At 37.2% G+C, this 26,918-nt stretch carries 22 protein-coding genes; 16 read left to right on the top strand and 6 right to left on the bottom strand.

From position 1 onward, the window contains the following. Positions 1-869: 869 nt before the first annotated feature. On the bottom strand, positions 870-1,745 hold the full coding sequence (locus NSS81_RS09840; RefSeq protein WP_342433321.1) for a GNAT family N-acetyltransferase: 876 nt from the start codon (positions 1,743-1,745) through the stop codon (positions 870-872). Positions 1,746-1,947: 202 nt separating this feature from the next. Here NSS81_RS09840 and NSS81_RS09835 point away from each other — a divergent pair, with 202 nt between their 5' ends. Both NSS81_RS09835 and NSS81_RS09830 read left to right on the top strand, forming a co-directional pair. Then, the gene (locus tag NSS81_RS09835) at positions 1,948-3,144 is read left to right on the top strand and encodes a HAMP domain-containing sensor histidine kinase (RefSeq protein WP_342433320.1); all 1,197 of its coding nucleotides are present in this window, start codon (positions 1,948-1,950) and stop codon (positions 3,142-3,144) included. A 192-nt stretch (positions 3,145-3,336) separates the two neighbouring features. Continuing rightward, positions 3,337-5,253 (top strand): hypothetical protein, encoded by a 1,917-nt coding sequence (locus NSS81_RS09830; RefSeq protein WP_342433319.1) that lies wholly within the window; start codon positions 3,337-3,339, stop codon positions 5,251-5,253. A gap of 565 nt (positions 5,254-5,818) precedes the next feature. On the opposite strand, the gene NSS81_RS09825 is transcribed toward NSS81_RS09830, so the two are convergent. Further along, a complete protein-coding gene (locus NSS81_RS09825) occupies positions 5,819-6,688 on the bottom strand; it encodes an SDR family oxidoreductase (RefSeq protein WP_342433318.1) in 870 nt (289 codons plus the stop codon). 382 nt (positions 6,689-7,070) lie between these two features. Between NSS81_RS09825 and NSS81_RS09820 the strand changes: the two genes are divergently transcribed. Both NSS81_RS09820 and NSS81_RS09815 read left to right on the top strand, forming a co-directional pair. Further along, positions 7,071-7,778, top strand: a complete 708-nt coding sequence (locus tag NSS81_RS09820; RefSeq protein ID WP_342433317.1) for a hypothetical protein — start codon at positions 7,071-7,073, stop codon at positions 7,776-7,778. A 238-nt stretch (positions 7,779-8,016) separates the two neighbouring features. After that, entirely contained in the window at positions 8,017-8,169 is a 153-nt protein-coding gene (locus NSS81_RS09815) for a hypothetical protein (RefSeq protein WP_342433316.1), read from the top strand. Positions 8,170-8,729: 560 nt separating this feature from the next. On the opposite strand, the gene NSS81_RS09810 is transcribed toward NSS81_RS09815, so the two are convergent. Further along, positions 8,730-8,999, bottom strand: a complete 270-nt coding sequence (locus NSS81_RS09810) for a hypothetical protein (protein WP_342433315.1) — start codon at positions 8,997-8,999, stop codon at positions 8,730-8,732. Positions 9,000-9,142: 143 nt separating this feature from the next. Beyond that, complete coding sequence (locus NSS81_RS09805) at positions 9,143-9,295, bottom strand: hypothetical protein (protein ID WP_342433314.1); 153 nt, start codon at positions 9,293-9,295, stop codon at positions 9,143-9,145. A 359-nt stretch (positions 9,296-9,654) separates the two neighbouring features. Here NSS81_RS09805 and NSS81_RS09800 point away from each other — a divergent pair, with 359 nt between their 5' ends. From NSS81_RS09800 to NSS81_RS09760, 9 genes are all read left to right on the top strand, one after another. Beyond that, on the top strand, positions 9,655-11,337 hold the full coding sequence (locus NSS81_RS09800) for a PrpR N-terminal domain-containing protein (protein ID WP_342433313.1): 1,683 nt from the start codon (positions 9,655-9,657) through the stop codon (positions 11,335-11,337). Between the two features lie 496 nt (positions 11,338-11,833). Then, complete coding sequence (locus tag NSS81_RS09795) at positions 11,834-12,817, top strand: 2-keto-3-deoxygluconate permease (RefSeq protein ID WP_342433312.1); 984 nt, start codon at positions 11,834-11,836, stop codon at positions 12,815-12,817. An 88-nt stretch (positions 12,818-12,905) separates the two neighbouring features. Continuing rightward, positions 12,906-14,195 carry a four-carbon acid sugar kinase family protein gene (locus NSS81_RS09790; RefSeq protein ID WP_342433311.1) on the top strand — a complete coding sequence of 430 codons (1,290 nt, stop codon included), beginning with the start codon at positions 12,906-12,908 and terminating at the stop codon, positions 14,193-14,195. A 2-nt stretch (positions 14,196-14,197) separates the two neighbouring features. Further along, positions 14,198-15,193, top strand: a complete 996-nt coding sequence (pdxA, locus tag NSS81_RS09785) for a 4-hydroxythreonine-4-phosphate dehydrogenase PdxA (protein WP_342433310.1) — start codon at positions 14,198-14,200, stop codon at positions 15,191-15,193. A 245-nt stretch (positions 15,194-15,438) separates the two neighbouring features. Further along, positions 15,439-15,558, top strand: a complete 120-nt coding sequence (locus NSS81_RS09780) for a YjcZ family sporulation protein (RefSeq protein ID WP_342433309.1) — start codon at positions 15,439-15,441, stop codon at positions 15,556-15,558. A gap of 81 nt (positions 15,559-15,639) precedes the next feature. Next, complete coding sequence (locus tag NSS81_RS09775; RefSeq protein ID WP_342433308.1) at positions 15,640-15,840, top strand: hypothetical protein; 201 nt, start codon at positions 15,640-15,642, stop codon at positions 15,838-15,840. Positions 15,841-16,324: 484 nt separating this feature from the next. Further along, the gene (locus tag NSS81_RS09770) at positions 16,325-17,293 is read left to right on the top strand and encodes a ring-cleaving dioxygenase (protein ID WP_342433307.1); all 969 of its coding nucleotides are present in this window, start codon (positions 16,325-16,327) and stop codon (positions 17,291-17,293) included. A gap of 80 nt (positions 17,294-17,373) precedes the next feature. Next, positions 17,374-17,970: an NAD(P)H-dependent oxidoreductase gene (locus tag NSS81_RS09765; RefSeq protein ID WP_342433306.1), complete on the top strand. Its 597-nt coding sequence runs from the start codon at positions 17,374-17,376 to the stop codon at positions 17,968-17,970. Between the two features lie 267 nt (positions 17,971-18,237). Next, entirely contained in the window at positions 18,238-18,702 is a 465-nt protein-coding gene (locus NSS81_RS09760; RefSeq protein ID WP_342433305.1) for a hypothetical protein, read from the top strand. Positions 18,703-18,759: 57 nt separating this feature from the next. Here NSS81_RS09760 and NSS81_RS09755 read toward each other — a convergent pair whose 3' ends face one another. Continuing rightward, entirely contained in the window at positions 18,760-20,436 is a 1,677-nt protein-coding gene (locus NSS81_RS09755; protein WP_342433304.1) for a M4 family metallopeptidase, read from the bottom strand. A 227-nt stretch (positions 20,437-20,663) separates the two neighbouring features. After that, on the bottom strand, positions 20,664-21,125 hold the full coding sequence (locus NSS81_RS09750; RefSeq protein ID WP_342433303.1) for a staygreen family protein: 462 nt from the start codon (positions 21,123-21,125) through the stop codon (positions 20,664-20,666). A 350-nt stretch (positions 21,126-21,475) separates the two neighbouring features. Here NSS81_RS09750 and NSS81_RS09745 point away from each other — a divergent pair, with 350 nt between their 5' ends. The 3 genes from NSS81_RS09745 (at position 21,476) to NSS81_RS09735 (ending at position 26,817) form a co-directional block, all read left to right on the top strand. Continuing rightward, a complete protein-coding gene (locus NSS81_RS09745) occupies positions 21,476-23,815 on the top strand; it encodes a helix-turn-helix domain-containing protein (protein ID WP_342433302.1) in 2,340 nt (779 codons plus the stop codon). A gap of 275 nt (positions 23,816-24,090) precedes the next feature. Beyond that, positions 24,091-25,524 (top strand): MFS transporter, encoded by a 1,434-nt coding sequence (locus NSS81_RS09740; RefSeq protein ID WP_342433301.1) that lies wholly within the window; start codon positions 24,091-24,093, stop codon positions 25,522-25,524. Positions 25,525-25,629: 105 nt separating this feature from the next. After that, entirely contained in the window at positions 25,630-26,817 is a 1,188-nt protein-coding gene (locus tag NSS81_RS09735) for an amidohydrolase (RefSeq protein WP_342433988.1), read from the top strand. Positions 26,818-26,918 lie beyond the last annotated feature (101 nt).

Genomic DNA, 26,918 nt, shown 5'->3' with positions numbered 1-26,918 from the left:
GTTTCAAATTGAGGTGAGTAATCCAATCAGCAGATAGAATGATGATTTAGGCAGATAGAACATCGAAAAAGGCAGATAGGGCAACCAATTTGGCAGATACACGAAACTTTGGTGGAAAAAGATAGCCATGAAGCACTGATGTCCAAGGAATTCACCTAATTACTAAAGATAAATCCTATATAAAGGAAAATCTAAGTGCCGAAGTGAGGTAACTTTAGATTATAAATGGTGTCAGCGATCAAATCGGCAGATAGAATGATGATTTAGGCAGATAGAACATCGAAAAATGCAGATAGTACCATCCATATGGCAGATAAAAGAGACTTCGGTGGAAAAAGTAAGCCACGAAGCACTTAATGTCCAAGGAATTCACCTAATTATCAAAGGTAAATTCCATATAAAGGAAATTTAAGTGCCGAAGTGAGGTAACTTTAGTTAATAAATGGAGTCAGCAATCAAATCGGCAGATAGAATGATGATTTAGGCAGATAGAACAACGAAAAAGGCAGATAGAGCCATCCATTTGGCAGATAAGAGAGACTTCGGTGGAAAAGGTAAGCCACGAAGCACTTAATTTCCAAGGAATTCACCAAATTATTAAAGGTAAATTCCATATAAAGAAAATCTAAGTGCCGAAGTGAGGTAACTTTAGTTTATAAATGGAGTCAGCAATCAAATCGGTAGATAGATTGAAGATTTAGGCAGATAGAACATCGAAAAAGGCAGATAGAGCAACCAATTTGGCAGATACATGAAACTTCGGTGGAAAAAGATAGCCCCAAATCAACGTTCTTCAAGGATTTCGGACGGTTCTGGTTGTTTTTTTCATTGGAAAAGAGCCACGAGAACCGCCCCCTGCCAACGGTGGCCTAAAGTCTTTTCGTCATAAATGCCTGTTTTGTTGAGACTGAAAAGCCTAATTCCTTTAGTGAGTTGACTAACACTTTATTTTTAAGAGGGATATTCACTGTGATTCGTTTCTGCTGTGCTTTATGGGGTTGAAACACTTGCTTCAAACCAGCCAAGATGACATGCTTCTGATAAGTGCTTCCATTAACTGCCGTACCCTGGTATAAGACTGTTCCGGTCTGACGGCCGCTATTATCCAGAACCTTCCGATATAAAAAATACCCGACATTGGTATTAGAAGCAGGATCTGAAATAGTTAGCAGCTCAGCATCTTTGATGTTAAACCATTCGGTTTGCCAGGGTTTGATGTTTGTATTGTAAATGTCCAATGAGAGGATATCGTGAGCACAGCCATTTTTATAGGAAAAGTGATGGTTAGTTTCCTCAAACGCCAATTCTTGATCATGATTCATCCACAAAAGAGAATCGACGATTTCGTAGCCCATTTTTTTATACAGCTCGATTGCCGGTGTGTTTTCGCTGATCGCTTCTAGCGTAGCGATTTCAACTTTATCCGCTCGATAAATTTCCTCAGATGTTTCAATTAGAAATTTGCCAACGCCTTTTTTGCGGTACTCCGGAACTACTGCCGTACCGCCATTCCAAGCGATTTTGACCCCATTCACTTCTTGTATTCCATTTAAAAGAATTCCTACAGGTTTAATCTCATCATAGGCAACAATTGACTTGGAAATGGATAGGTTTTCTTTAACTATTTTCCCCATAAACGCATCAAGGGTCATCGTTACCTCCACGAAATATCCTTTAAAGCCCTCATTCCATATATATAGTGCCTGATCAAAAGTTTTTTCGTTAAGCCGCTTTACTGTATACATAGTCCAACATCTCTCCCTGGAAAAATTTATTTTTTTAAAAAAGCAAATGCGAGAAAAAAAGGATTGCACTATTTACCATTTTCTCATACGATATCCTCAGTACTCCTTATGGTGAGCTCGTTTAATAGAAAAATAGTAAGTATAAATAAATGGTATATTTTAGAGTGTAAGTGTTTTAGTTTTATTATCAAAAGGAGTTTTTATGAAAGAGACTACTAATAAGAAAATATATTATATTGTTGCGTGGATTATTATTGTTATTATGCTTTCTGGCTTGTTTATTGATAACCCGCGTTTGGGTGAACACGGATTTGTTTACGTAACCCATAGTATTCAGGTGTTAATCCTATCTGTGTGTTTACTGCTTTATCCTAAAAATGGTACGGCTTTTCTAAGATGGACTATCATGACTGTCGCATCCGTTTATTTTTATACCCTTTTCCTTTTCTATCCTGAAACGTCATCGACCTTTGTTTTTCTGTGCTTTATTCCCGCTCTAGCCATCTTATATTTTGATACAATGCTTTTTTACTTTTCCTTGTTATTAAACTTTCTATCTATAGTGATAATATTTGCCTATATTTTGTTGATTGAAGGACTGCAATATCCCTATGTAGAAGAAGATTTAATAGGAAACTTCTTTAACTTTATAGCGAGTCAGATTATTGTCTATTTCATTTTTTACTTAACGAATGGACGCATGAAGAAACAACAAATCTATTATGAGCAAATCCAACATTCTGAACGGTTGAAGACAACCGGCCAGCTTGCAGCTGCTGTCGCACATGAAATTAGAAATCCTCTGACAGTTGTGAAGGGTTTTTTGCAATTTTTTGAGCAAGATTCTGCTTTTAGCGATGAAAGAAAAGGACAAATTACTTTGATGATTGATGAATTAGATACCGCTGAAGAGGTTATTTCTCAATTTTTAACGGTTGCGAAACCAGATAGAGAGAATGTTACGGAGTATGTCGATGTAAGGGCTGTTCTCAAAAGTGTCACCGATTTGCTCCATTCCTATGGACTTTTACATGATAACCGGATTGCACTAGAGGTAACGGGTGATTGTACGATCGCCGCTAACAACATTGAGCTTAAACAATTACTGATTAATTTGATTAAAAATGCGATTGAAGCTTCAAATATTGGTGAACAGGTTCTTGTGACAGCGGGAAGGGAACAGGATTTTGTTGTCATTAGCGTGATCGATTATGGACGGGGAATGACAGAAGCAGAAGTGGCCTCTTTAGGCACCCCTTTTTATTCGCTAAAAAGTAAAGGAACAGGCTTAGGGATGATGATTTGCTTTAACATCGTTGAAAAATTTAAAGGCACGATTGACTTCCAATCTTCCATCGGTCATGGAACAACCATCACCATTCGCTTTCCAGCTACTTAAAACCAAGGGGAAGGTCTACAAAGGATTTTGGAGGATACAATGATAGGAATTCCAAAAAAGCCAGAAGAACCGCACCTGGTTCTTTTGGAATAATTTATTTGCAAATAAATGTTATTTTTCTGATATAATTTTCTTAGATTGATAGATGATATAGAGAAAAAAGGGGTGTCTGGGTTGAGGGGTCGTACTTATATGGTTTTATTGTTATTTATCGGTATGCTTTTATTAGCCGGTTGCAATAACGATGGGGTTCAAGGAGAAAGTAAGCCAGAAAAGATTCATCAAGTGTTTCTTATGTTTGAGGAGAAATATACTGGTGAATATGATGTGAGTTTTGGCGATTTATTCCTGGTTTCGGAGGATGGAGAAAAAGAGAAAATTGCGAGTGATGTGAGGGATGGTTCTTATTCTTACATCAATAGCCAGGATAAGGTATTGTTTATTAATCAAGAAAATGAATTATATGAGTTTGAAAAGGGAAAAGAAAAGGTAAAGATTGCTAAGGATGTTTCCCATTTCGAGGGGGATTATCGTGAGGATCTTGTAACCTTTCAGAACTCGGATGGAGACCTGTATATAGTTAATGGTGAAAATGAGGAGGAAAAGATCTCTTCTACTGTTAGCCAGTATGAATTAGTCGGAGACCATATCTATTTTTTAGAAAATGATGGAGATTTATCCAAGTACAATATCAATGATCACCAAGAGACAGAAATAGATAGTGATGTTTTCTATTTTACGAATTTAAAAGGTAAGGAAGAAATAGCATATTTGGACGATGATTATTCTTTATTTTATAAAAAGGCGGGAGAGGAAAGCATTAAAATTACGAGTGATGAGGTTTCACCAAACTCAATTATTAAAGTCGATTCGAATTTAGTTTATTACAATGTGGAAGATGAGGATTCAACGGAGTTATATCTATCTGCCATTTCTAGTGGCGGTGAATCTAAAAAAATTGCGAGTGATATTAGAGATTTTCAATATGATAAAGGTTATTTTTACTATATAAATGATGATGATAATTTGTATAAGAGGAAAGAGAATGAGGAGAAATCCACTAAATTAGCCAGTGATATCAGCCTGTTTACCGTCCAGGATGGCACGGTCATTTATATGGACCAGGACCAAAAGTTGTTTAAGCTTGAAGGAGATAAGGACTCTGAAAAAGTAGGCAGCTCTGTTTTGAAATATGATGTGACTCCTAAAGGGGAGATTGTTTATCAAACAGATGATCAGGACTTGTATGTCAATGGAAAGAAAGTGGCTAGTGATGTGGAGGAGTATCACCAGTTCTTTGGAAATCTCGTGTTTTCAAGCGATGATCAATTATATCTGATGGAAAATATGAGTGATAAAAAGGTAATTGAAAAGGACTTAAACCAGTTTTCCAATGCTTATTATCAAAATGGTCTGGTTCATTCCAATCTTTTAACCTTTGAGGATATTGCTGGTGTATGGAGCGTTGATTATGAAGGAGATTCGTTATTTGTAGAAATCGAAAGTAATGGGACTTTTGTGAACTTGCAAACCGGCGAAGAGGATTTGTTTGACAATGACTATTCGGGTTATCACTATATAAATGCTAGTTCTGAGGGAGAAAGTATGAGTTTTTCTTTGGGAGAAGACCATACGTTATCGGTTGATTATGATGGCAGCACTCAAATCTTTACGCAGTCTTCAAAAGCTGACGCCGAAAAGTATTATAAAGAACTAGAATTGGAAATGGATAAGAGTGATGTTAGCCATTTAATGGATCGGTACATCTCTAATTTCCACTATGCGGTAAATAGCGGGAATGCATCTTATATTCAAGAGTATCTCGATCCTACAAGTGCCTTTTACAAGGAGCAAACGAACTTTGTTGAAAGCACCTATGAAAAGGATATTAGAGAGGATTTAGTTGATTACGAGATTGATAGCATAAACAGCTCGGCGGATGGAGTCTATACCGTAAATTGTACGGAGGTCTATACCATTTATAGTGGTGATGATTATGAAGGAACAACAAAGACATTTAAAAACTCTTATACGGTAAAAAAAGTAAATGATAGATTCTTCATCACACAGGTTAAAGTCGTTTCACAAGAGAATAACAATACGCTTTAAGTTTGGTGCACTATGGACCATGGGACGGTTCTGGCTTTTTGGTTGGAAGAAATGAATTGGAACTCTTATTGTTGATCTAACCAAATAAACCATGAACCGTCCCCATACTTCATTATTAAGGATATCGCTGATTTGGTTCCATGGTCGTTTCCCCAATTTAAGGACAAAAAAGCCTACTTATCAGAAGTATTCAGTTTTAATTTTAATAATTGATAAATGGACTTACATGTAATCCAAACAGAATAAATTGGAATCAATAAATAGAACCATAATTCGGGCTCTGGAAATAATAAATAATATAAAGCAATAATAATAATCCAAGAAATAATTAAGTTGAATAAAATCCTTTGCACCTTACTTTTTATCATTTTAAATTCCTACACTCCTTAACTTCCCTTTACTGGAAAAATCAAAGGTTCAAGCATACTTGTCTTTCTATTCATACGATTTAATAATCACAAATGTTTCACTAAACTGTCTCGTTAGTAAAAAGCGTTCCTACTTAAGACAATGGGGCATTTTAAGCCTATTCTTTCGAAACCCCTAGCTTTAGCTATGGGGATACTCATACTTTTACATTATTTTTAAAGTAATTTCCCCAGTGTGGTTGTGTACCATCAATATCTCTAAATCCATATATCTCGGAAAGTTCCCACGTACTATAAACCCCGCCAGTTTTATCAGCTATATTAGGATCCGAAGCGAGATATTTTATTGCTTCTCCAATATAATAAGGGGTTTCAGATGCAATAAAATGTGGATCAACTTTAGCTCCCTCTTTCCAATTTTCTTCCGTAACACCAAAATGTTCAAGCATAGCCTCGGATCGTAAAAAGCCTGGGGTAACTGCAATTGAAGTAATATTATATTCTTTTAAATCCTGTGCCATTGCTTGTGCCATATGAATATTGGATATTTTTGCAAGACTATAGTAGAAGTTCCCACGAGGTTTATAATCAACTCCATCGGTAATTTCAATTATGAGCCCACCTTTATTTTTTCTAAATAAAGGAATACTATAATGAGCAGTAATTATATGTGATTGAACCGCTTGTTTTTGAATCTGAAGACCCTTATGTAAATCGTGTTCTCCTACTGGTTTCCCCCATTCAGTAAGAGGATCTCCACCCCAAACATCATTTACTAAAATGTCAAGTTTCCCTTGTTCCTTTTTGACTTGATCAAATAAACAGATTACTTCTGATTCAACAGTATGGTCTACTTTTACAGGTATTCCAATTCCACCAGCTTTAGTTACCAATTCTGCTGTTTCTTCTATGGTCTCCTTACGCCGCATTGGTGACTGATTATTCATAGTCGTTCTTCCAGTCACATAAACTATTGCTCCAGCTTCACCTAATTTAACTGCAATACCTCGACCAGCTCCCCGAGTTCCACCAGCTACTACAGCGATTTTCCCTTTTAATGACAACATATTGAATCATTCCTTTCAACATATTCATAGTAATATAGTTCTTCAGTAAATCAATCATAATTATCTTACGAAAAAATTATTAAAAAAACACATGTTTCTGTAATTACATTAACAGTATATTTCAAATAAAAAAGGCTTAAAGGAAAACATCCTCTAAGCCTACTAGTAATGATGCTAAAAAAGTAGAAACTAGTTCAAACGGTTCTTATGTGGCAGTGCTATTCGTTATATGGCCCGACATAATGGATACGGTGTATCTAAGCTTGTTCTGATTGATGCGGCAGCCCCTACTTCGTTACTATTTTCACTTTCGTATCGCAGGGCGATATAACTTGCAAATAAAGTTAAAAACCTGCATATTTAATAGAAAAGGAGGTCCGATATGCGACGTGATATACAACCGAATGAACGAGCTTTCTCTTCCAAGGATGTGGCAGAAGAAGTGGGGATTGCAACTCCCACTGTTCGAAAGTATGGCCAAATCTTAGAGCGGAATGGATATGAGTTTTTGAAAGATGGCGATCGACGTATCTTTGTTCAATCTGACATCGGAGCGCTTATAGCGTTACGCGATACGGACAAGCCCCTAGACGATACAGCTAAAGACCTTGTTCATCAACAAAAGGAAAGATTAGAAAGTTCCAATGAAACAGAGATTGCGATACCCGATACGTATAACAATTTGACCCACGACCCCCATCAATTAAAAGAGGTCTTAATGTTTGTAGTCAAAGAACTCGCAGCCACACGTGAAATGAATTTCCAACTGACAAACGATATGTCACAGCTTAAAACAAAGGTTTCCCGACTCCAGCAAGATCATCATGTTATAAGTTCCAGTATTGGAAATTCAGCGCAGAAAACGAATGCTAAAATTGAAAAATTAACGGAACAACAAAATACCCATTACGAAACATTGCTGCAACAAGAAAAACAAAAAAGTGAACTCTTACAAAAGGAAATACAAAATATGCGGGACGAACAGAAAAAAGAATGGAGTTCACAAAATGATTTTAATAAACGTTTAGAAGTAGCAATGCAAAAACCTAAAGAAAAATGGGGTGGGCTTTTCTCCATATTCCGAAAATAAGGTGCCTGTTAAGGCGGGAAGAAGATGGGCTCCTTTTGTGTTTCGTATCGCTGGGCGATATAACTTGCAAATATATCCACAGAACCTTCATCCTTACTAGAAAGGGAGGTCCAATATGCGATATGAAATATATCCGAATGAAAGAGCGTTCACTTCCGAAAAAAGTGGCAGAAGAAAGAGAAATACAACACACAACTGTTCGAAGGAATGTTTAAAACTTAGTGGGAAATGGATATGAGTGGTTAAAAATGGCGATTGCCGTATCTTTGTTCAATCGGACATCGAAACGCTTATAGCGTTAGGCGATACGGACAAGCCCCTAGATGACACAGCTAAAGACCTTGTCTATCGACAAAAAGAAAGATTGAAGGAACCAATGAAACAGAGATAGCCATACCCGATACATATGACAATTTATTTAACCCATGTTCCGACTAATCGGATTCACCATTCTCCAAATTTCAACAATTTCCCGAGAAATATCTAAAATTAATTCATTCCGGTGTGTCTGTCACTCCCTGAAGTTTGATAGAATTTGTCGAACTTGGAACGCCACCCCTTTTTCGTGCAGAATCCTTGCTTGATTGTTACCAATAATGATCCCAGGATTTCAAGTGAGCCACCAATTAATAGTGGTTTACTTGCCTTGTTGTCGATATAAATAATGCCTACATGAGTTTAGGAAATATGATTGGACCCGCATTAGCCGGTACCTTATTTGACTGGCATATGAAAATTCCTTTTACATTTGGTGCCATTATATTATTGGGTTGTTTCTTCCTGACCTTTGTGTGGTCAAAAAAGACTGCTGCCAAACAATATCATGCATCTTAAAGAGATTTTAGATTTGAATAAAATATGATAAAATAAAATTCATTGGCAGGGGCACTAAAATAAATGGGAAGCAGGGATCGACTCCTGCTTCCCATATTTATATCAAAAATAGGATGGTTACATTCGTGCTTTACGAAAACTGTCATAAACTTCATATGCAATAGTAAGAACAAACGAGATGATCATGCCCCACCAAATCCATTTTATCGTATTTTCTACTGCGATAATATTTGTCTCGATTATATCTGCAAAATAAGGAAGCACTTCCGGATTATGTAAATTTGGGTTACTTATTATGACAAAAAATGCGATTAAACTGGCAGTGTGAATGATTGCATTTGTCCATGCAAGTGGGTAAGTCCATTTTCCAACTTTAAATTTATACACAAGCAAAACTAATTCTAAAACCATAAAGGCTACCATTATTGGCCAATAGGATAGGAGGCCTTCTGACTAAATATAGGCATGATAAATTGTAAGCCATTACCGTTCATAGAATGATATATTCCCACAAGATTATCTGCATTAAATTAGACGAGTGCCCATACGACAGTCCAAATAAAACCGAATATGATTTCTCCTTTGGAAATTAATTTTTTTCCTAATTTCTCTAACTGCTCCATCACATTTTCTTCCGTATAATCTTCTGGTAGCATATCTTCAATGGTAGATCTAAGCTCCATTGCGATATCCTTTCGATTTTTTTCCGGAAGCCTTCTTTCTGTTAAAAGTAATGTTGATATTTGTTTTTTCGGGATATTGGGCGTTAGTATGGGGAACCTTCTCTTTCAAAGATTTACGTTCCTTGTAAAGCTACCTAAAGGTTCTATTATAAGGCTGGGGAGAACAGATGTATGGAATCGAAATATTCATATGAACTGTCCCCTTGGCCACTCTGGGCCAAAATTTGTTATGATGAATGAAGTGAAATGGTTGTTGATTCCATTTTCCCTTCGTTAATTTTTTTCATATACTAGAATCAATTCTCTTGTGTAGTTTTTGCACCTGTAGCGTATGATTTGAGTAGAAAGTAGGCATTTATATGAATATTAAAGTCCATATTATCGCTCCGTATGAATCTATGGTACCTATCATTAAAGATTGTATCTCTCTTTTTCCAGATTTGAATATTAATTATTCTGTGGGGGACTTAAACAAGGGAGTCGAGATTGCCCGTTCGATGGAAAGAAAAGGCATAGATGTCATTATTAGCAGAGGAGGAACCGCACAATTAATCAAAAAAGCAGTGAATATTCCTGTTATTGATATGCAGCTTTCAGGATATGATATGATTCGTTCGCTCACTTTAGTAAGCAATCTAACTGATAAAACGGCGATTGTTGGATTTTCGAATATTACCTCCGGTGCTAAGTCCATCATTGAATTATTCGATTACCCAATAAATGTTTTTACGATTAGTGATTCAAAGGAAGCTGCGCCTTTAATACTAAAACTTAAAAATTTGGGTTATAAACAAATCGTCGGTGATGTGATTACGATAAAAGCTTCGACGGCTTATGGACTTAATGGTTTTTTACTACAGTCCGGTAAAGAATCGATTATAAGATCCATAGAAGATGCTAAACTAATCTATAGCTATCTTAATCGTAAAAATAATCTCGCGGATATTTTTGAAAAACTTATTTTAAAAGATACGAAAAATTTGATCATACTTGACGACAGCAATCAAATTCTTTATGAGCATTTGACAGACTTCCCATCCAATCCTTTATCTAAAGGGCAGTTAGCTATGTTGAATCCGGACCTCACTAGCCAACCGATTAGTCACAATTTTACGATGGATGACTACAGCATCCATGTTACAGGATACTACTATTATTTGAATGACCACCAATATAAAATCTATGTTTTAGAAAAGAGTTCGATTGATTCTTTAGAACAAAAGGGTCTGATTCAACATACTGATTTAATCAGTGAACCCCTTGCGATTTCATCTAAACTGATGGGTACGATCATCAATCATATAAAGGTTTTATATGAAAAAAATGCACCGATTGTTTTGCAAGGTGAAAAAGGGACGGGTAAGGACTTTATCACGAATTATATCCATAACGAGTGTTCGCATGAACGGATTCTACTTACCATTGATTTTGAAGAATTTACGATTAATCATTTAGAAAAGCTTCCTCTATCGAATATAGGGACGATAAAAATTAAGAACGTTTCCTGTGTAATCAATCATGAGAAAGTAGCAAAATTTATTAAAGAGTGTATCCAATGTCAGACTCGTATCTTTATTATTTCAGAAATACCATTTGCAAGTGAGATGATTTTAGGTACAAAAATAAACAAGATTCTATTGCCTAATTTATCAGAGAGAAAAGAAGATATTGATAAATTGATCCAATACTTCTTATCCTATTATCATCAAAATTATGGTACGACTGCCATTAGAATAAAGAGTGATGCATTAAAGTTATTAGAAGAATATTCGTATCCGAATAATATCGATGATTTAAAAAACGTTATTAAACAAATTGCGTTAAATGAAAAAGATTATGTGATTCACAAAGAGACGATCCAAAGGGTTCTTTCAAACGAGAAAACAGCTACCAGCCTGAACGGTACTCCAAAAGGAACGTTGAAGGAAATTGAAAAAGAAATCATCCTCGCTATTTTAAAAGAAGAAAATAATAATCAATCAAAGACAGCAGAAAGATTGGGAATCAATCGGGCAACCCTATGGCGTAAACTTAAAGATTAATCTTTAGGATTACGTCATTTTTTTTGGCTCTGATAAACTTGTCTGTTGATTTGCGCTTAAATAACCAGCGAAAGTAAAATAAGCGGAGATTTTCCGGTTATTTGAAAAATGGAGCTCGTTTCGTGGAATATTAGCGGAGATTTTCCGGTTATGCCTTGCAAAATACCGTCTTTTTTATGTTTTTTATATAAATAGGCGGAATTTCTCCTTCTATTTAGGCTATTTTTAATACTTTTTACCAAATTGGCGGATTTTCTCCGTCTATTTATTTTCATAAAAATTAATAGTATTAACAATAACCTTTAACATAGCCTTTTTTTTAAAAACTGTTGCATTTTTAAACAGTATATTAGAATTTGACGATAATGTGACATTATTTTTAAAAAATTGTTGCTTTTATAAACAATCTATTTTATCATGAGTTTGTAAACGTTTTATGTAAGCGTTTTTCTAGGGGACGCTTGAAATCATAATAAATTATAAAGGGGTAATAGTTATGAAAATTAAAGCAACTTTAGATCGTATCCCTGGTGGGATGATGGTTGTTCCGTTATTACTAGCAGCTACGATTAATACGTTTTTTCCTAATGCATTAAGGATCGGCGGTTTTACAGAAGCGTTGTTTGTAAATAGTGCAAGTGCATTAATTGCTATGTTTTTATTAATCGCAGGAACGCAAATTACTTTTAAAACAGCAGGTTCATCTGTTGCAAAAGGTGTGACTCTTTTAACTTTTAAATGGGTACTAGGTGCTCTACTCGGTCTTATTGGTTTCTGGCTGGCCGATGATAATGGATTGTTTATGGGCTTAGCTCCGCTAGCTATTATTGCGGCAATGACAAACTCAAATGGCGGGCTTTATATTGCTCTTGCAGGCCAATACGGTAAAGAAGATGATAAAGCGGCCTATCCGTTTTTAGCTTTAAGTGATGGACCTTTCTTAACAATGGTTGCATTGGCCATTTTCGGAACGATGGGATTCGCTGATGGTATGTTCTCACCGATGTCTTTCGTTGCCGTATTACTTCCACTGATTATTGGTGTTGTGATTGGTAATTTAGATCCTGAAATGGGAGATTTCTTAAATAAAGGTAGCGACAAGCTTGTTCCGTTCTTCGCTTTTTCACTGGGAATGGGAATTGACTTTAGTGCAATCGTTAAAGGTGGATTAAGCGGGATTTTCCTTGGTGTTCTTACTGTTGCACTTACTGGCGGAATCGGATATCTATTATTCAAATGGATTGGATGGAACCCGATTGTTGGTGCTTCTGAAGGTTCAACCGCAGGAAACGCAGTTGGAACTCCTGTAGCCATTGTGGCTGCAAATGCATCATTTGCACCTATAGCTGAGTTAGCAACGGTTCAAATTGCTGCCAGTGTTGTAACAACAGCGATCCTACTTCCGATGTTTATCGGATTTTTAGCAAAACGATTAGATAAAGCAAAGAAATTAGCTGAACCGGAAACGGCAGCTAGTTAAAGCATATAAATTACAATTGATAGATTGCTAGAAAAAGAAGGGAGAGGCAACTCTCTTTTCTTTTTTAAAAGCTGGAAGGAGAATCATTATGAAATTAGCTATCATCGCAGATGATCTAACGGGTGCTAATGATAGTGGTGTTCAATTAGCTCGTCACGGACTGAAAACGACTGTTTTATTTGATATGGACGAAACAAGTGTTCATAAGTATGAAGCCGTTGTGTTTGATACAGACAGTCGTTCGATCGATCAACTAGAAGCGTACGATAAGGTAAAAAAAGCAGCAGAGTTTCTCAAAAATGCTGGGTTTATAAATATTTTTAAAAAGCTTGATTCCACGATGAGAGGGAATATTGGAGCTGAAATTGACGCAGTATACGATGTATTAAAACCCGATTTCGTCATGATTGCACCAGGATATCCGAAAAACAATCGAACCATTTTCCAATCCACCCACTATTTAAAGGGTGTTCCTTTAGGAGAAACAGAGATTTCAAAAGATCCCAAAACACCTGTAACAAAATCATACTTACCAGAGCTTTTACAAGAGCAAACAAAGCATGCGATTGGAACGATAACCGTTGATGACTTGAATCGAGGGGAAACGTTTGTTCAGGAAAAGATGAAGGATTATTTTGAAAATGATATAACATACATTATCATTGATTCCACGGAAGAAAATCATCTTAAGCAAATTTTAGATTTCACCAAAACATTAACATATCAATTTACTTGGGTGGGTTCCGCGGGAATGGCCAATTATCTTCCTGACTATTATGCCATCCCAAAAAATGAGGCTGATTTGGTTATTCCTCCTACATCAACTCCCATTCTCACGGTGATTGGCAGTGTGAATAAAAACTCTAGAGCACAGTTGAAGGTGTTATTGGAGAATACAAATGTCCATGCCATTCCTTTTGAATCCTATAAAGCCGTTTCTGATGATACAGAGAGAACGAGTGAAATCAGAAGGGTGTATCATGAAGCAGTGCAAAAGGCGCAGGAAGGTCAAGATGTTGTCATCTATTCTACAGGTGAAAGAGAAGATATCGAAAAAGCCTGGGCGACAGGTGAAATAATGGGCCTTAGCCATACGGAAATTAGCAATGGAATTGTAAAAGCAATGGGTGCGGTTTGTGCGGTTCTTTTAGAAGAAGGGTATTTCAAAGGCGTTTCTATGACGGGCGGAGATACGGCAAAACAAATTTGTACGTTATGGGATGTAAAGGGGTTTGAATTGCTAGACGAACTAGAAATCGGTGTTCCTATCTCTAAGTTTTTAGGAAATGATGACCTTTATGTGGTAACAAAGGCTGGCGGATTCGGTTCAGAAGATGTTTTCATCAATGCCATAAACAAATTGAAGGGAGTCAATTAACAATGAAACCAATTATCGGAATTACAATGGGGGACGCAGCAGGTATTGGTCCCGAAGTGATTGTTAAAGCCCTTAATCACAAAGAAGTGTACGAAAACTGTCATCCTTTAGTGATCGGGGATGAGAAAATTTTAGAAAAAGTGAAACCGATTGTGCAAGTAACCTTACAGATCAATTCGATTAAGGATCCATCTGAAGCGAAGTATGAATACGGTACGATCGATGTGATTGATTTAGATATTTTACCGATCGACTTACCTTTTGGAGAAGTTTCAGCTACAGCTGGTGACGCGGCGTTTCAATATTTAGCGAAGGCAGTAGAGTTAGCGAAAGAGAAAAAGATCGATTCAATCTGTACTGCTCCTTTGAATAAAGAAGCGCTGCATAAGGGTGGTCATCTGTATCCAGGACACACAGAAATTCTTGCTGATTTAACGGATACTGAAGACTTTTCGATGATGCTTACGACACCGAACTTACGAGTGATCCATTTAACCACTCATATGGGATTAATTAAAGCAATTGAAAGTATTAATCCAGAAAGAACCTATAAAGTTATAAAATTAGCACACGATACTCTTTCAAAAGCAGGCTTCACTAATCCAAGCATAGCTGTCTGTGGAATCAATCCGCACGCAGGAGAAAATGGCTTGTTTGGCAATGGGGAAGAAGAAGAGAAATTAATGCCTGGGATTGAAAGGGCGCAGTCTGAAGGAATCAATGTAACGGGCCCACTTCCAGCTGATACCTTGTTTTTTAGGGCAGGAAGAGGAGATTTCGATATGGTCGTTGCTTGTTATCATGACCAAGGACATGCCCCTATCAAAGTAATGGGAATTGAAGAGGGCGTAAATATTACCGTAGGATTAAAGGGTGGCATTATTCGAACATCCGTCGATCACGGCACAGCCTTTGACATCGCTGGAAAAAACATCGCTGACGAAAAAAGCATGCTCGCTGCTATTCGGTCTGCTATCGAGTTGGCACCGAAAAGATAATAAAACAGGAAGCATGGGGCGGTTCTCATGCTTCCTTAAGAATAGAGTTTTTTTAGCCCGCCAGCCTATATTAAGACCTCCGATGAGGCGTTTGCATATATTGCAGACGCTTTTTTATTATTTTTAGGAATTTTTTAAGGAAATCGCTGATTTTTTTCAAAAAAGATGTTTGTCCAATCAAAACTTGTCTTAAGAAAATATATATACATAGTACGAATATTCCAATAAAAAGGTGGTGAAAGAATATGTCTGGATACGGCGGTGGTTATGACGGTGGTTATGGCGGCAGCAGCAACAGCTTTGTATTAATTGTTGTATTGTTCATTCTACTGATCATTGTAGGAGCTTCTTTTATGAGTTACTAAATTGTACGGAACAAAGGGCAGGTTAAATTAAGCTGCCCTTTGTTCTATAGAAAATTTTGAAATGAAAGGAGGGAGAAGTGAATGCCATTTTTTGGATTTGGCCGAAGAGATCGGTTTTTTCGTGACGACTTTAGAAGAAGACGGTTTTTCCCCATTGAAATTGAAATCGAATTAGAGAGAAGAAGACGGAGACGGAGACGGTTTTTCCCTATCGAAATCGAAATCGAAATCGAGAGAAGAAGACGGTTTGAAATCGAGAGAAGAAGAAGACGCAGATTCTAATTAAGCAAATGATTTAAACAGTGTTTCCTTAGGTCTACGGGCCTTTTTTTTTAGAGAATGAACATCTGATAAGCAAAAGAACCGTCTCCGTGCTTCCCATTTAGGTAGACACAAGCCTTTACCACCAAGGTTTTTCCCCATTAAAACTCTTTTTTAATTGCATTTCTATCATGCCAAGCTTTACATAACCCAATTAAAATAAAAAAGGTTATTGACAAAGGAATTTATATGTATTATTATTATCTCATATTCAAGATATCTTAATTCGAGATTTTATAAATGAAGTTGCTGAACTAGGGGGAGAGGATATGCTCGAATTTGTCCTTTTTGATATTAAAAGGGAATAATGTTTAACTTCCATTTTTTTGAAATAATATCTCGAATTCGAGATAAATTTATATAGGAAAATACAAGATGATAAATATTGGTTTTATTAATTTTTTTGTTTGGTAGTTGGTTATTTTAATAACAGGGGTGAAATGAAATGGAACTCTTAGGATTACATCATGTATCCATATTAACTGGAAAAGCGGAAAAAAATTATGACTTTTATACAAAGGTTTTAGGAATGAGATTGGTAAAGAAAACGGTGAACCAAGATAATACAGAATCCTATCATCTTTTCTATGCTGATGCGGAAGGTACCCCGGGAACGGAAATTACGTTCTTTGACATTCCTCATCTTGGGCAAACGTACAGAGGAACTTCAGATATTTCTACTGTATCACTAAGGGTTAGGACTTTAGATTCGTTGTTATTTTGGAAGGAACGTTTTAAACAATTTGGGGTTCAACACGATGATATTCAAAAAAGAGCAAACCGTGATTCATTGGCTTTTATTGACTTTGAGGGAACGAGCTTAATCCTGGTGGCCGACAACGATGAAAAAGGTGTGAGAGCTGGGATACCATGGGAAAAGGATGACATTCCATTGGAACATGCCATTATTGGTTTAGGACCTGTAACACTCACAGTCGCAAATGCAGAACCAACTATACGTATTTTAACCGAAGTAATGGGTTTTCGATTGGCCGGTTCTTATCATTGCCATGTAGGACACTATCGAGAAATATTGATTTATACAACGGGTGAAGGCGGCAGCGGTGCGGAAGTTCATATTGAAACGAGACCAGATTTGCCAAGAGCCCGCCTAGGTCGTGGAGGTGTTCACCATGTTGCCTTCCGTGTCCCGAATGAGGAGGAATACGATCAATGGGCAGAGCGGTTGAAAGAATACAGGATACCGAATTCTGGGAAAGTAGAACGTTATTACTTTAAGGCATTATATTTCAGGGAACCCAATGGTATCTTATTTGAATTATCAACGGATACACCAGGGTTTGCAACAGATGAACCAATGGAAACAATGGGAGAAAAACTAGCACTTCCTTCATTTTTGGAACCAAAACGAAAAGAGATCGAAGAAAAATTACGACCATTGATTTTAAATTAAGTTACCACTTAATTGGTTAACCAAACCTTCTTATATAAGGTATGCAGCATTTTAAGAAGGGAATAATAGGAGGGGTTTTGATGGGTTTTTTATCGAAACTATTTGGAAGTACAAATGAAAAGGAGATTGATGACATGACAAACGAAAAATTAAAAATAGGGATTATTTTAGGAAGCACACGTCAAGGGCGCGTAAGTCCACAAGTTGGAGAATGGGTAAAAGGGATTGCAGATAAACGAGGAGATGCTGATTATGAAATCGTTGATATTGCAAATTACAACCTACCATTTTTAGGAACAACTGATGGTTCAGAAGCAGGACCATGGAATGAAAAACTCGCAAGCTTAGATGGTTTTGTTTTCATTGTTCAGGAATACAACCACAGTATTACAGGAGCTTTAAAAAATGCATTAGATTCAGCACGTGATGTTTGGTACAACAAGGCTGCTGGAATCGTAAGCTATGGCTCAACTGGCGGCGCTCGTGCTGCTGAACATTTACGTGGGATTTGTGGAGAATTAAAAATTGCAGATGTTCGTACACATCCAACTTTGTCATTATTTACTGATTTTGAAAACGGAAGTGTTTTCAAACCACAGGCTTTACACCAAGACAATATGACGGCAATGCTTGACGAGGTTATCGCTTGGAGTGGCGCATTAAAAACTGTGCGTTAATCAATTGTAAATTAGTCAAATATAAGAGGGATATCAGTTTACAGGGTTCCATTGAAGAAGCAAATTAATAATAAAGGGATAGTACTTGTTCTTTGGTACTGTCCCTTTTTCTATTTTTTAACCCCATAGCATATGGCTATTCTTTAATCCATGATTTTATGGGGAAAGGTGAAAATATAATTGGTCATATTTAATATTATTTTTGCACATCCTATAGAAATAGGAGGTGGATAAATAGTGAGGCATTCAAGATTTTTATTAATCCTTATGATGATTCTTCCGTGGTTTTCAGTCCCACTTTTGGGACGAAATACACTAAAACGCTTTCTTCCCGCAGCTATACTTATTAGTTGTGTTATAAAAATAAATAATATTACAGCAAAGAAACGAAATTGGTGGAGGTTTTATACTAGTATTCATCCTAAAATTTCAGGAGATATTCCTTTTATTTTGGGTCCTTATTTTCTATCATCTTTATGGCTTTTAAAACTAACTTATGGCAAGTTACTATTATTTACCATTACCGATTTAATTGGTCATATCTTGTTTGCTTTTCCAGGAATGAAATTATTAAAACGATTAGGAATCGTTTCTTTAGTGCAGATGAAACCGATCGAAATGACATTATTACTTACTATTAGAGGGTTTCTCCTATATGGTTTTCAATTTGCTATAGAGAGTATTAAACGTAATAATATTTTTCGAAGTCTCAAACTCATTAAAAGGTTTTAATATTACAACGCTATAAAAGCCAGGAGGGACCGTCCCCCCTGGCTCTTCCATTGGTTCTTAGTAAATTCCCACCGAATCAAATCCAGCATTGGCTGCCGCTACTTCTTCACTGCCTTCACCATATAGATCGATGGCAGACTGAACAACAGCTCGACGTGCGTCGCTAAAGTCGGAGTTTGGAGTCAAATAAACCGTTAAGGCACGATAGTAGATTTGCCCTAATTTTTCTCTTCCAATATCTTGAGCGATTAGGTAGGCCGCATGGTTGGTGATGGAGGAGTTAACATGGACTCCGCCGCCATCAACAGATGTTGGCATGTAATAAAACTCGTCCATATGATCTGGATAAACGCCGCCATTTGTACTGTACGCCCTTCTTTGCTCATTGCTGACTATTACACCGTTTGGATTACTTAGGCTACGTAATACGGTTACACCGTCAGCTTTAGCAGCCGGTGCCATAATATCTTCACCCATTTCCCAATCACTGTCATCAACGAGTGCACCAAAGACGTCAGCAAACGATTCGTTTAGTGCGCCAGATTGGTTGCGGTAAACCAAGTTTGCTGAGTGAGTGATAACACCATGCGTCATTTCGTGGGCAGCAACATCAAGGCCAGCCGATAGAGAAGTCATGAACACACCGTCACCGTCTCCATAGGTCATCCAGCGCCCATTCCAGGAGGCATTGTTGTAATTGGTACCATAGTGAACTCTAGAAATAATCGCCATTCCTTCGCCATCAAGGGAATTGCGGTCATGCTCATTTAAAAAATAATCATAAACCTTTTCGGAGTTATAGTGTGCATCGACAAGCGCCCGATCATAGTCGCCGATAAATGCCGCAGAATTCCCGACATGGATCGTATCGTTACTGGCACTGTTATCATTTTTTGCATCATAGGTTATGATTCCTCCAAGGTTTTCATGAGAGTAATCTGCTAACGCAAACTTTGTTCCAGCATTCGGTTCCTTTACTTGGGTAATATGTAATTCCCTATGTTCACCATGTACCCCTTTTCCAGCACCTTTTTGTGTTCTCTGCTCATCTGCATGCATTAAGCCATTATATTTATCGATGACTTGTCCTGTTTTTGCATCTACAAAAACAAACCAGTTTCCAGGCTCATCTCCCATGAAATTAACATTCACTTTATAGGCTGTATAATTCTCTCCTTCAAAAGGAAGGACAACCAGCTCAGAGGTTGGCTCATAGGTCAACTCTTCAGGTGCAGTAACAGAGGATAAAGCGGTCTTTAGTGCAGCATCACTGCTTAAGGAAGCCGTTGTGTCGACTGCAGTCTCGGTAACCGTTTGATTGATTCTTCCGTTGGCGGATATGACTTCGTTATTCTTATTAAAATGAACAACGACCTCTGATCCTTCAACATTCACTCCATTTACTGTCTGATTAAAGCGGACGTGAGTCATACCCAGTTTGTCTTTTTGTGTGCTCTTTACTTTTAAGTTTTTGTTTGGATTCTTGATACCGGTCTTCCCTTCGTTTTTCTCCAAATAAGTTAATGCGTTGGTTGGCGTGCTGGAGGAGAACTTCACAGCCTGTCGCTCCTTCACAAATAAAGGAACGCTTGCTTTCACATTCCATTCCTTTGAAGCTTGTACACCACTTACCTCAATCGGATTAACTGGCTGTGCAAATACATTACTAGCTTGGATAGAACCTACTAACATCGCTGACGATAGAACTACTGGCACAATAAATTTCTTCTTCATTTTTCCAATCCCCCCATCAATTTCCATTCCACTTAATTATAGAATTATAATGAATGAGTTTCATGAATAGTTAGAATCATTTGAAAACAGGGTAAAATTGGACAGTAAAGACTAGTAAACCTAATTGGAAAGGGTATAAAACACTAGGGTGGAAGGGGACTAAGGATGTGGGTGAGGGTGGCCCAGGATGGTCTATTTCGCCTATTTGGTCATTGGGAAAAAGACCATCAGAACCGTACCCCTTGCTCCTTATGGAAAGTTCCCCAATTCTCTTGTCTAGCAAATTCAGGATAAGCGGATATAAAGTTAACTAGTATTGTAGCATGGTCTAGATTGGGGTATGCGTTGAATAAATGCCTATCGCCATATCGAATAGCGGTTAATGCGAGTGGTAATTCACGCTTAAATATCTCCGTGCGTTTTGTTGAGATATTTTTGTTATATTCTCCTTGATCTATATATAGATAAATATTGTAATATATAGAATTTCCGGAGGTTTGCCATTCACCTAATACCTCATCTCTCTTTGGGTTGATTTTATCCCAGGCATACTGTTTTCCAATTGTTAAAAATAGATCTCCGCTTAAATCTGAGTGAGTTAGTGTGTAACGTCTTGGAATAACAGGTTCCATATTGGTAACACCATCGATGTATTCTACAGACAGTTTTTCTGGAATGAAATTGCTCAAACCATCAACCCCAATCCGCTTTTTTAAACATTATGCTAAGTTATGTGTAAATATTCGGAGGGTCAAGGGTGGCCAAGGTGACAGTTCGAGACCACAGAAAAAGTCCATGTTGTGAAAAAAAAGTTAAACACCTAACTTTTGTAGAGATACCGTCCGTTACGATTGAGGTTAAAGAGTATAACAACAATAATCAAAAAAAGACAGTAACCATGAAAGTGGTAAAATCGGGTGTCAGGCTCCCTCTTTTTAAATCTTAGAAAAAGATTTGTTATAATTGTTAATGAAAGTTTTAAATCAGGCTATTTTGGCAGTCTCTTTATCGGGACAAGAAGGAGTTAGGAGTGATTGGATTGAACGATCCGTTGTCAGATTTTCAAATATCATTTCAACATATTGATTTATTAGTTCCAAGAGTAAATAAAGGAATTCAATTTATCCTCGTAATTAGTGGAGAGTTAAAAATAGAAACATCTAGTCGCTTTTATCATATGGTAGAAAATGATTTGCTTGTTATTAATCGTAATCAGCTTTACCAGGTTCAGGGTAGTGAAGATAATAGGGTCATGATATTAACCATTTCGGATGCATTCATGGACCACCATTACGGAGACTATCGAAATCGGCGATTTGAATGCTATTCAAGAGAAATTGATTTGGGAAGAGAAGATATGATTCATTCCATTCGCAAGCTTTTGGCAAATGTGATGATTAGTTATTATCGACAAGATGAAAGCTATCGAATTGAGGTTATAAGCTATATCTGTCAAATGTTACTGATCTTGATTCGGAGTTTTAAAGAAGAAGGCAGTGCCCATGAGAAAATGGATACAGGTGATCTCCGTTTATCCCAAATCATTGACTATATGGAAAAAAACTATGACCAGATGATGACATTAGAAGAGATTGCAAAGAAATATTTTCTTTCAACAGGCTATCTATCCCGTTACTTTAAACAGAAAATGGGAATGGGGTTTAGTCGTTTTTTAATGAATATCAGACTTAAGCATAGCATGAAGGATTTGCTGTACACGTCTGACTCGATTTCGCAGATCGCCATGAATAATGGCTTTCCAAATACAAAGTCATTTTCTTCTCTTTTTAAAGAAGTGTACGGGATGACCCCGCATGTATATCGAGATAAACATTATGTACAAAAAGAAGATTCCGTTCAAACCTATAGCAAAGAAGATACTTCCAATCTTATCCGATCACCAGAAATTATAGCAAAATTAAACAGCATGATTTTAGAGGATCAAAAATCCTTTTCCCATACAGAGATAAAATATGAAAAGCTGCCGTTAAACCTGTCTAAACCAATGCCAATGAAAATAACTTATCCTGATCACATTCTTGAAATTGGAGAAATTATTGAATTATTAAAAGAGGATGTTCGATCTCAAGTACTCGATGTGAAAAAGGATTTACAGTTAAAATATATCGGAATTCGTCACCTTTTTAGCAATACTGCCATTCCTCCTGAGGTGGAGACAGATGAAGAGATTCCGACAACATCTCCGTATTTTACTATTGATAGTGCTTTGGAATTCATGAAAAAGCATGATTTATCTTTGTTTGTGCGGGCCGATTATATGGATATTTCGAGAAATGAAGAACAATATTTTACAAAACTCACTCAATTCATTAGACATTGTTTGCAGCTGTACGGGGAATCGTTTATTAAGCAATGGCATGTGATGTTTTATGAGCCGTATTATACTGGAGTCGAAGCAAAAGAACTTCAGAGGGTTTATTTAAAACTACATGAAGTATTGAAAACGGTTATCCCTTCGATTCAGGTAGGAGTGTATATGCCTTTTTCTTTCCACAAAGAACAGACAAGCAAGAATCATGCATGGCAGCTAGATTATGGCGTTTCTATTGATTTTATCGGTTATAACGCTAACCAAAATGAGGTCATTGACTTTAAAGAAATGGCGGATACCAAATTCGATTTAGCAAAGGATTATATTAAAGAAAAAACCGATAAAATGAAGCATTATTTAAAAAGAAACAATATAGAAAAACCGCTTCATCTCGTATCATGGAACACGTTGTCTGGAAATACCAGGTATACGAACGGCACTTTTTTTCGAGGAGCATTAGTCTTGAAAAATGTTTTAGATATAGCCAATGACGTGAAAACAGTTGCTCTCTGGATTAATACGACCGTACATGAAGACGTAGGAAAAGATAAGCGATATCGAATGGATGGCGTCGAATTATTCCATTATCTAAACGGAAAACGCCCAGCGTATTTTGCATTGATGTTTTTAAAACGCCTACATGGTGAGATTGTTGCACATGGTAAGGATTACGTGATGACAAAGAATGAGCGGGGATATCAATTGATTCTGATGAATTCTAATATCATCAATCCTTATTACTCCGTTGAAGATACCTTTCTTCAAAAGCTCAATAAAGAAATTCACATAACCATTTCTGGAATGGCTGAAGGGGAGTATCAAATACGCAAGCATGTATTTGATAAAGACCATGGAGCATTGTATACAAAATGGTGGAACTTGAACAGTAAGCATGGCATGGATGCTGAAATCATTGATTATATAATCAATTCCAGCAGGCCTTCCTTAGAAATCTTCGATGAATCCATTGAAGAGGATTGGTCCTTTTATTCCTATTTAACGAGTAATGCTATTCATTTTTTTGATATTCGAAAAACGTATAATTAAGAGCGTATCCCCTTGAGGATACCTAAAAGGGTCTGCCCAGTACTCCTATACTGCCGCAATGGACAATCCATTGAACTGTATAGAAGGAGTCGGGGCGGACCCTTTTTTAGGTCAATGACAAGAATTGACCCTATTATTTTCACCTCATTAAACCTAGGTTAAAAATTTAACATTTTGTCCTGTTGATTTACATTAAAATTGACTCACTTAAAAACTAGTTAATTTTTATAATCATGGTATAGCAATAACCTAATTAAATTGTTGGAGGCTCAACCATGGAGACAAATTATAAAGGTACAGATAAGTTGATCACGGGAATCGTGTTTGGGGTTATCACGTTTTGGCTTTTTGCGCAGGCAATGGTCAATGTCGTCCCAGCTGTTCAATCAGATTTAGGGATTACTTCCGGAACATTAAATATTGCCATTAGCGTAACCGCATTGTTCTCAGGTATGTTTATCGTAGCTGCAGGCGGAATTGCAGACAAAATTGGACGTAAAAAAATTACCTATATCGGGTTGATTTTAAGTGTTGTCGGTTCTTTATGTCTTGTATTAACACAGGGACCTACATTGTTAATTATTGGACGTATCATTCAAGGACTTTCCGCAGCATGTATTATGCCAGCAACGATCGCCCTAATGAAAGCTTACTTTGATGGAAAAGACAGACAACGTGCTCTTAGTTACTGGTCAATTGGATCTTGGGGCGGTTCAGGCGTCTGTTCATTTGCCGGTGGTGCCATCGCAACGTATATGGGATGGAGATGGATCTTTATCTTTTCCATTATTTTTGCCCTTCTTGCTATGTGGCTAATTAAAGATACACCTGAAAGCAAAGTGAAAGGGAACGGTTCCTTTAAATTTGATTATAGTGGTTTAGCAATCTTTATCGTTACTATGATTGCATTAAACGTATTTATTACCTTCGGTGCAGATTTAGGCTGGACAAGTCCAACTTCAATCATCTCTGCTGCTATTACTATTATCGGAGCGATTGTCTTCTTTAATGTTGAAAAAAGGAAAGATATTGCTCTTATTGATTTCTCCCTATTTAAAAATAAACCATATGCAGGTGCAACCTATTCAAACTTCTTATTAAATGCGATAGCTGGAACACTTGTTGTTGCAAATACGTATGTTCAAGTAGGTAGAGGATTCACTGCATTTCAGTCAGGGATGCTATCGATTGGATATTTAGTAGTTGTTCTTGCGATGATTCGTGTCGGAGAGAAGATCTTACAAAAAGTAGGGGCGAAATTACCAATGGTCTGGGGCGCTATTATTACGACAGTTGGTGTAGCGATTATGGGTCTAACCTTCTTACCTGGCGTTACTTATACCGTTGTTGTATTTATTGGATTTGTTTTATTCGGGCTTGGACTTGGCGTATATGCAACACCATCTACAGATACATCTGTTTCAAATGCACCATCAGACAAAGTGGGGGAAGCTGCAGGGGTTTATAAAATGGCAAGCTCACTAGGTAGTGCGATCGGTGTTGCTATTTCTGCAACGGTTTATAGTTCAATTGCAGCTGTTGGAAGTGTTGAGACCGCAGCATCAGTAGGGATTATCATAAATGTACTATTCGGGATACTTTCTATTCTTTCTATTGTGATAATGGTTCCAAAAAATGCTGGTAAAGCATCAGAGGCTTCATCAGCCAAAGCAACACTCACACCGGCACCGCAAAAAATCGCAAATTAAAAGAAATCAAGTATCGGCAAAAGTCGGATTCAGCCCATTTTTATCATCGGACATAGAAGGAAAGTCCTCTTTCCTTCTATGTCATCAAAAAGGGAGACGAAAATGATGAAAAGTGAATTAATGAACATGCTAGAATCTCGTAAAGAAGAAATAATTGCAATCCGCCGTTATTTACATGAAAATCCTGAGATCTCATTTAAAGAGGAGAAGACGGCTCAGTACATTGCAGATTTTTATAAAGGCAAAGATGTGGATATCCAAACGAATGTTGGCAATGGTTACGGTATTGTCGTAACGATAAAAGGTGGAAAGCCTGGAAAAACTATTGGTCTTCGCGCAGATTTTGATGCACTTCCTATTGTAGAAGAAGCAGATGTACCGTTTAAATCAAAGAATGAAGGAGTCATGCATGCGTGCGGTCATGATGGACATACGGCTTACATGTTAGTTTTAGCTGATTGCTTAATTCAATTAAAGGACTCCATTCCAGGTGCCATTAAAATCATTCACCAGCATGCAGAAGAAGTTCCCCCAGGCGGAGCAAAAAGTATTGTCGAGTCTGGCTTGCTTAACGATTTAGATGCTGTTTATGGCATTCATTTGTTACCTATGGGACCTGCGGGAACAGTAGGGTATCATGCGGGGTATTCCTTCAATGGACGAGCCTACATGAAATTAAAGGTGCAAGGAAGAGGTGGACATGGTTCCTCACCTCATTTAGCTAACGATGCCATTGTGGCTGCTGCGCATTTTGTAACAGCTGCTCAAACCATTGTTAGCCGCAGATTAAGTCCATTCGATGTAGGTGTGATCACAATCGGATCTTTCGATGGAAAAGGTACATTCAACGTTATCAAAGACAGCGTAGAACTTGAAGGCGATATTCGCTATATGACTGTAGAAACAAAAGAAACCATTGAGAAAGAAGTTAAACGGATTGTAAAAGGAATTGAAGAAGAGTTCGGTGTAACATGTGAGCTTACTTATGCTCCAGATTATCCACCTTTATACAACGACCCTGAACTTACTTCAATGGTTGCTGAAAGTTTACGAAGTATGAATGATATAGATATAAAAGAAGTGAAAGAATTTCCGGCAATGTCTCCATCCGAAGACTTTGCTTATTATGCTGAAAAATTCCCTGCCTGCTTCTTTTACATCGCTTGTACACCAAAAGGGGTAGAAAATCCTTACTTCAATCACCATCCAAAGTTTGATATCGATGAAGATGCACTCCTAGTAGCCGCGAAAGCCGTTGGACAAGTTGTTTGCAGCTATTATCAATTAGACTAAAAATGTTAAAAAACCCTCTCACCTACTTCATTAGATTCAGTAGGTGAGAGGGTTTTTTTTGCATGTTATCATTTTGTGTGATTGCTTAATGTAACAAAAGA

This window comes from Neobacillus sp. FSL H8-0543 (assembly GCF_038592905.1).
GTDB lineage: Bacteria > Bacillota > Bacilli > Bacillales > Cytobacillaceae > Neobacillus.
The sequence above is the reverse complement of the archived record's forward strand: the minus strand, read 5'-3'. Positions and strand labels throughout refer to the sequence as shown.